The following is a 6,344-nucleotide window of genomic DNA, read 5'->3' on the forward strand; positions in this document are numbered from 1 at the left end:
ATTTGGCGGTGAGGGAGGGATTCGAACCCTCGATACGTTGCCGTATACACACTTTCCAGGCGTGCTCCTTCAGCCACTCGGACACCTCACCAAATTTTTGCTCACTGCTTTATGTGCTTGAGCTGCACATTCGCTGGCGGACCATGCCGCGGCGACGGGGCGTAATGTAAGGGATACGATGGCTTTTGGTCAATGCAATTTTTTACTTTTTGCGTTCGTTTGCTCAATATCCGAACCAAGTGACCAAAAATATGCCGTTTCGTATCCCTTTCAATCAATTTACTGCCGCTTCGTGCAAATGTTCACCTTTGAGCGCCTCTTCCAGCGAGCCGTAAAATTCCAGCTTGCCGGGCTGCGGCCGCACCTTGGCACGGGCCAGGGTCTTGAGCGGTTGGAACTGCAACTCGGCCACCCGCAACTCGACACCGGCTTTAGCCATCTGCTTGCCAAAGTGGAGGAAGGCAGACAGGCCGCCCGCATCGAGGATGGAAACCGCCTCCATCTGCAACACCAGCACCTTGTGCCCTTTCACTTGCGCTTCCAGCTCGGCAAAGACCCGTTCGGCCGCTGCGAAGAAGAGCGGGCCGTTGATCTTGTAGAGCAGGCCGTTGTCCGGCACCTCGTGGGCATAGCGTTTGTGCTCGGCCAAATCGTGCAGTTTGGTCATCTTGGCGATTTCGCGCATAAAGAGCAGGGACGCCAGGATCACCCCGAAGGTGATGGCGATGACCATGTCGAAAATGACAGTGAGTGACAGGCAGACCAGCAGCACCAGCACATCGGATTTGGGGGCGCGACGGATCAGCTCCACCACCTTGTGCGCTTCACTCATGTTCCAGGCCACGATGAGTAGCAAGGCAGCCATGGCCGAGAGCGGCAACCAGGAGAGCCAGGGGGCCAGCACCAGAATGGCGGCCAGCACCACCAGCGCATGAACGATCCCCGAGATGGGGGACGTAGCACCGGCGCGCACGTTAGCGGCAGAGCGGGCGATGGCAGCGGTAGCGGTAATGCCGCCAAAGAAGGGGGCGAAGATGTTGCCAAGCCCCTGCCCCACCAGCTCGGCGTTGGAGCTGTGTTTGCGACCGGTCATGCCATCCAGCACCACAGCGCAGAGCAGCGATTCGATCGCCCCCAGCATCGCCATGGAGAAGGCGGCAGGCAGCAGCCGCTCAACAGCCGCCAGGTTCCATTCAACTGGCAAGCCATCCGGTCCGGGCAAGGCCCAGGGCATCACCAGAGTTGGCGCGATGGGCGGGATCCCCATCCCCTGGGTGCCATCGGCCAGGGTATAGCTGAACTTGCTGCCGATGGTGGCCACATCCACCCCAAAGTAATGGAGGCCAAAACCCAGACCTACCCCGACCAGCACCGCAGGCAGGTGGCCGGGCACTGGCAGGCGCAGGCGCGGCCAGAGCAGCAGCACGGCCAGCGTTGCGACCCCCACCAGGGTATCGCCCCACTGCCAGCTTGGCAGGGCAGCGGCCAGCGCCTCGACCTTACCCAGATAGGTTTCCGGCATCTCGGGCACGCTCAGGCCAAAGAAGTCCTTGATCTGCAAGGTGGCGATCACGATGGCGATACCACCGGTAAAGCCCAGCGTCACTGACGGGGGAATGTACTCGATAAGGCGGCCAAGACGGGCCATCCCCATCGCCACCAGAAAGAGGCCTGAGATGAGCGTCGCCATCAACAGACCGCCGACCCCGAACTGCTGGGCGACAGGATAGAGGATCACCACAAAGGCAGCGGTCGGGCCGGAGATGGAGTAACGGGAGCCACCGGTCACGGCGATCACGATACCGGCAATGATGGCGGTATAGAGACCGTGTTGCGGCGGTACACCGCTGGCGATAGCCAGCGCCATGGCGAGCGGGATGGCGATGATGCCCACCGTCACACCGGCGATCAGGTCACGGCCGAAGCGGGCCATGCTGTAGGGTTCATCAATACAGGACTGGCGTAAGGCTATGGCGAGCTTCACGCTATTTAAAGAGGCTTGCTTGTGCATGTATATCGTAATACCAGAAGAGGGAGATAAAGGCCGGAGAGATCCGGCGCCCGATCATCATCAAGGGCCGGCAGGGCTGTCGACGCGGCGATGGTATCCTGCGTAACCTTACTCCAGACGGGCCATTTTTTCGATGGGCAGGATCAATGAAAAGCATTCTGACCCATTATTTGGCCTATTTGCCGCCAAATCGCCGATCTTGACTCCTGCTCTCCCTCTTTTAGCCGCAAAGATTACCATTTGAGCCTCCATTGATTGCCTGCACGTTCGCGACATCATGCGGGCATCATCAGGTTGATGCGAACCGAGCCAATAACCCCTGCGCCGGTTGGGGGCGGCGATGGCAAGGGACTGATTGTGCTGAAAATAAACCGCAAAGCGCAACTTTTGGGCAAACAGTCCGAAAATCCGGTTTTCGGGAAATTCGCGGGTTGACACCCGCCGCCCTGGTCATTAATATTCGCCCCGTCTTAACGAGACAGGTAATTCCTCCTTAGTTCAGTCGGTAGAACGGCGGACTGTTAATCCGTATGTCACTGGTTCAAGTCCAGTAGGAGGAGCCACTTTTCCCTCGTAGTTCAGTCGGTAGAACGGCGGACTGTTAATCCGTATGTCACAGGTTCAAGTCCTGTCGAGGGAGCCAAATTCTAAAGCCCAGCCTTTTGGCTGGGCTTTTTCGTATCTGCTGTTCGCCCCCTTCCCTACCTCGCGCGTCCCTCAAATGCCCTCTGTTATAACGTCTCTTGTCTGCATGTGATGACCAACCTGCATACAGCTTGAATTTTCTATTGAGCTCCATCCCATAAACAAAGGACTGGATTGACCAGCCCCTTTTTGTACACCTCATCTCGCTGCCGGATGCCGGGATCAGAAGCGGTAGAGCAGGCCCGTGGTGATGCTGGTGGCACGAATATCGTAAAAGTCGATCCCGGAGTTTGCCGTGGCGTAGCTGGCGCTAAGGACCGCAGAGAGGGGCGCGATGCCAAACAGCTGGTGCCAGAAGAGGGTGGCATCGATGGCCATATCGCGACTGTCGGCACGCTGGCCAAACAGCGGGTTGGCCTCGTCATAGTCGCGCTTGCCCAGATAGAGGTTACTGACAAATGACCAGCGGGGCGAGGTTTTGGCGTAGGTGAGCTGCAACCCCTTGCTCACATAAGACTCGGCGCTACCTGCCAGATCCGCCTTCTGGTAGCGCAATGCTGGCTCAAGGAACTGATCGTCCGCCAGCCGGAACTGGTAGGAGAGCTCGGCGGAATTGACCCGGCCATTGCGCTCCAGCATCCCCATCACAGCGTGGCCATATTGCTCGCCGCTTGACTCCCCATCCACCTTGACGTCGCGGCTGGTGACGCTGCCACTGAGCGCACTGCCCCAGATGTTGTCCCACGCCAGACGGGCGCCGTGGGATCGCACATCGCTCTCCTGACGTGCCACCCCCACCGTAAAGGGATCGCGCCACACCTTGACCGGGGTGGCATTGAACACCAGCGAACCGGCCACGATCCCCTTGTCCCCCAGTTTCTGACGCAGCCCGAACTGCTGGGTGCCGTCGCCGCGAATGGCATCCTGAATGAGGTTGCCCAGAAACAGTTGGCTACCGGTGGAGGCAAAGGTGTAGCGCAGATCTCCGTTGATCGCCGGTGCAACATTCTGTTGCTTTGCCGCAGCACCCAGAGCATCTATCCGCTCGCTACCTGCACTTCCCGTGGCAAAATTGGACCTGGTCTCGCCAACGCTGGCCCCCGCCAGCACGCTGCCGGAAAAGCCAGATTCCCCGGGAATGGCTCCCAGATCTTGCGCCTGAACCCCGCTTGCAACCAGTACACCCATACCCAACAGCAGACCAATACGCATCGCAACACTCCTGGCAAGCGGCCACGAGAGTGGGCCGAGCCTGATAAATAGGAGGGAGGCAGTCGCCCCCCGGAATCGAGAAGCGGCATGTTACGGCAGGGAAAAATCACAAATAAGACGGCAGAATGCGGTTTTATTTTTTATGATGGCTTTTTATTTTTTTATAGGCGCAAGCAGGGGACGACCCGGCATAATCAGTCCCCACAGTCATGCAACGCTGCGGACTGCTCGCGTCATACTCACTCTATTTACCTCTGTTCCCAACATCGGAGTTTTCATGCGTCGATTCAATTTCATGCTCAATGGCAGCCGATTGATGATGTTCCCCTTCTACGTCTGCATTCTGGTGTGCGTGGCCCTGCTGATGGTGAAGTTTGCCATGCAGCTCTATCTGCTCTGCATCAACATCATCGAGATCCCCTACATGGACCTCATCACCGGTGTGCTGACCTTGGTGGACTTCGTGCTGGTGGCCCAGATGCTGATCCTGGTGGCGGTCTGCGGCTATGTGCAATTTATCCAGACTCAGGAGCAGCGCGAGGCTATCGGCGACAACTGGCTCAGCAAGATCAACTTTGCCTCCCTCAAGCTCATCGTCATCAACTCGCTGGTGACCATCGCCGGGGTGGAAGTGCTCAAGGCATTTCTCGAAGATGGCATCACCAATGAGGTGGAGATGAAATGGTCCGTGGTGGTGTTTCTCGCCTTCTCGCTGGCCGCGCTCATCTATGCGGTAACCGAGCGGATGGCGGATCACAAATAGTCGGGCCTGATCACTGTGCTTGTTCAGCCTTGATTCACCAGCAATACAATTGATAACACTTTTCATTACTCTTACTGCGTTATAAACTTGCTCCCCCCGGGCTGCCCTGCCCGGGTGCTGGAGCCTTTATGACAAGCCTTTCCCTCTCACCCCGACAATTCTGGCAGTGGCTGGCCTACCACCATCAGGCCGCCGAGGGCACCCTCTATCTGATGTTCTTCTCCGGCCTGCTGCTGTGGGAGCCGCTGACCCCGATCTGGTCGCTGGCGCGCTGGAATCTGTTTTTGCACGTAATGCTCTCGCTCACCCTGTTTCCGCTGTTGTTTGGCGCCTTCTGGCTCTCCCATCGCAACCTGTTAAGCCGCAGCAACAAACCCTTTTTGCGTACCACGGGGCGGATTATCGAAGCTCTGCTGCTGGTCTGTCTGGCCAGCGGCCTGCTGCTGGTGCTGCACGGCACCCCGGGCGATACCATGGGCAACCTCGCCAGCTGGGCCCACTGGCTGAGCGCGTTGGCGTTAACTCCTCTGGTGCTGCGCCACGCTTGGCGCTGGACCATCTTGAAATGGCGCACCTGATCCCATGTTGAAGTCATCGTTTTCTGCATATTTGTCACCCCTGCTGGCCCTCGTCCTGCTGCTGGCCAGCCCCTTTGCGTTGGCCCAGCAGATGGGCGCCGGGATGATCGCCTATGAGGAGGGGCAAAGCCCGCGCCTCGTCACCGCCAACCTGAGCGCAGGTTCCGTCACCCTGCTTAAGCGCGATAGCGGCAAGCGGCTCAAAGAGGTGCAGCTGGGGGGCGATCTACGCCAGCTTGCCCGCGCCGATGATGGCACTCTGCTGGTCACCGACTACAGCGGCGATCGCCTGTTGCTGCTGGATGATGATCTCGATCTGGAAAAGGCGATCCCCACCGGCCATAGACCCTACGGGGTCATCTTCGATGCCAAGCGGCAGTGGTTCTGGGTGACGCTGTTCGAATCCGCTCGCCTGCAAGCCTACGACACCGCGGGCAACCTCCAGCTGGATGCAGAAACCGAAGAGACTCCCCGTGGACTAGCCCTGACCAACGACTATCGCCTGCTGCTGACCCACGCCATGACCGGCAAGCTCGCCATCTATGATCTCGCCAAGCTTGGCCACGGCACCAAGGGCACCTCTCTGTCCGAGACTGCCCTGCCCAAGCCCAAGCTCATCACTCTGGCTGAAACCCACAGCGACACGCCGAGCGACTCTCAGGGCTTGCCGCGCCTGCTCGATGGCATCGCCCTCTCCCCCGATGGCAGCGAGGCCTGGCTGCCCCACGTGCTGTGGAGCTTTAATCACCCCTTCCAGTTTCAGAGCACCGTCTTTCCGGCGGTTTCCATCATCGATCTGGATGAGGAGAAAGAGCGGGTAGATGAAAGAAAGCAGCTCTTTTTGCAGATCAATCTGCCAAGCGTCGGCAACCGCAGCCAGATCGTCTCCAACCCGTTCGCGGCGCGCTTCGCCGCCGATGGCAAGCGGGTCTACCTGACCCTGGCGGGCTCGGAGGATCTGCTGGTGTTTGACCTCTCCCGCAGCGGCAAGTCCAACAACAACCGCCACCGCCGCAAGAAATTTCAGGGGGGCGCCAAGGCAACCCAGCTGTTGCGCCACCTGCCGGGCCAGAATCCGCGGGATCTGCTGATCGATGGCGACCATATTCTGGTGCACAACGCCATGGGGCAGGAT

Annotated in this window: 6 protein-coding genes and 3 tRNA genes; 5 read left to right on the forward strand and 4 right to left on the reverse strand. The window is 58.9% G+C overall.

What is annotated here, in order from left to right; all coding sequences use genetic code 11:
• Positions 1-3: 3 nt before the first annotated feature.
• The 3 genes from DBR30_RS12945 to DBR30_RS21100 form a co-directional block, all read right to left on the reverse strand.
• Positions 4-91: transfer RNA gene (locus tag DBR30_RS12945), tRNA-Ser, on the reverse strand.
• A 183-nt stretch (positions 92-274) separates the two neighbouring features.
• Positions 275-2,011 (reverse strand): C4-dicarboxylic acid transporter DauA, encoded by a 1,737-nt coding sequence (gene dauA / locus DBR30_RS12950; protein WP_005333688.1) that lies wholly within the window; start codon positions 2,009-2,011, stop codon positions 275-277.
• A gap of 108 nt (positions 2,012-2,119) precedes the next feature.
• Positions 2,120-2,449: a hypothetical protein gene (locus DBR30_RS21100; protein WP_146181120.1), complete on the reverse strand. Its 330-nt coding sequence runs from the start codon at positions 2,447-2,449 to the stop codon at positions 2,120-2,122.
• A gap of 49 nt (positions 2,450-2,498) precedes the next feature.
• On the opposite strand from DBR30_RS21100, the gene DBR30_RS12955 reads away from it, so the two are divergent.
• Both DBR30_RS12955 and DBR30_RS12960 read left to right on the forward strand, forming a co-directional pair.
• Positions 2,499-2,574 (forward strand) — tRNA-Asn (locus DBR30_RS12955).
• A gap of 4 nt (positions 2,575-2,578) precedes the next feature.
• Positions 2,579-2,654, forward strand: a tRNA-Asn gene (locus DBR30_RS12960).
• A 224-nt stretch (positions 2,655-2,878) separates the two neighbouring features.
• Here the strand turns inward: DBR30_RS12960 and DBR30_RS12965 are convergent.
• On the reverse strand, positions 2,879-3,868 hold the full coding sequence (locus tag DBR30_RS12965; RefSeq protein ID WP_108542195.1) for a DUF2860 family protein: 990 nt from the start codon (positions 3,866-3,868) through the stop codon (positions 2,879-2,881).
• 277 nt (positions 3,869-4,145) lie between these two features.
• On the opposite strand from DBR30_RS12965, the gene DBR30_RS12970 reads away from it, so the two are divergent.
• The 3 genes from DBR30_RS12970 to DBR30_RS22165 all read left to right on the forward strand — a co-directional run.
• Positions 4,146-4,631 (forward strand): YqhA family protein, encoded by a 486-nt coding sequence (locus tag DBR30_RS12970; RefSeq protein ID WP_042657617.1) that lies wholly within the window; start codon positions 4,146-4,148, stop codon positions 4,629-4,631.
• A 128-nt stretch (positions 4,632-4,759) separates the two neighbouring features.
• Complete coding sequence (locus DBR30_RS12975; protein ID WP_108542196.1) at positions 4,760-5,209, forward strand: hypothetical protein; 450 nt, start codon at positions 4,760-4,762, stop codon at positions 5,207-5,209.
• Positions 5,210-5,213: 4 nt separating this feature from the next.
• Positions 5,214-6,344 (forward strand): YncE family protein (locus tag DBR30_RS22165; protein ID WP_375135849.1); only part of this gene is annotated, 1,131 nt, incomplete at its 3' end.

The organism is Aeromonas sp. HMWF017 (assembly GCF_003061465.1).
GTDB classification, from domain to species: Bacteria; Pseudomonadota; Gammaproteobacteria; order Enterobacterales; family Aeromonadaceae; genus Aeromonas; species Aeromonas veronii.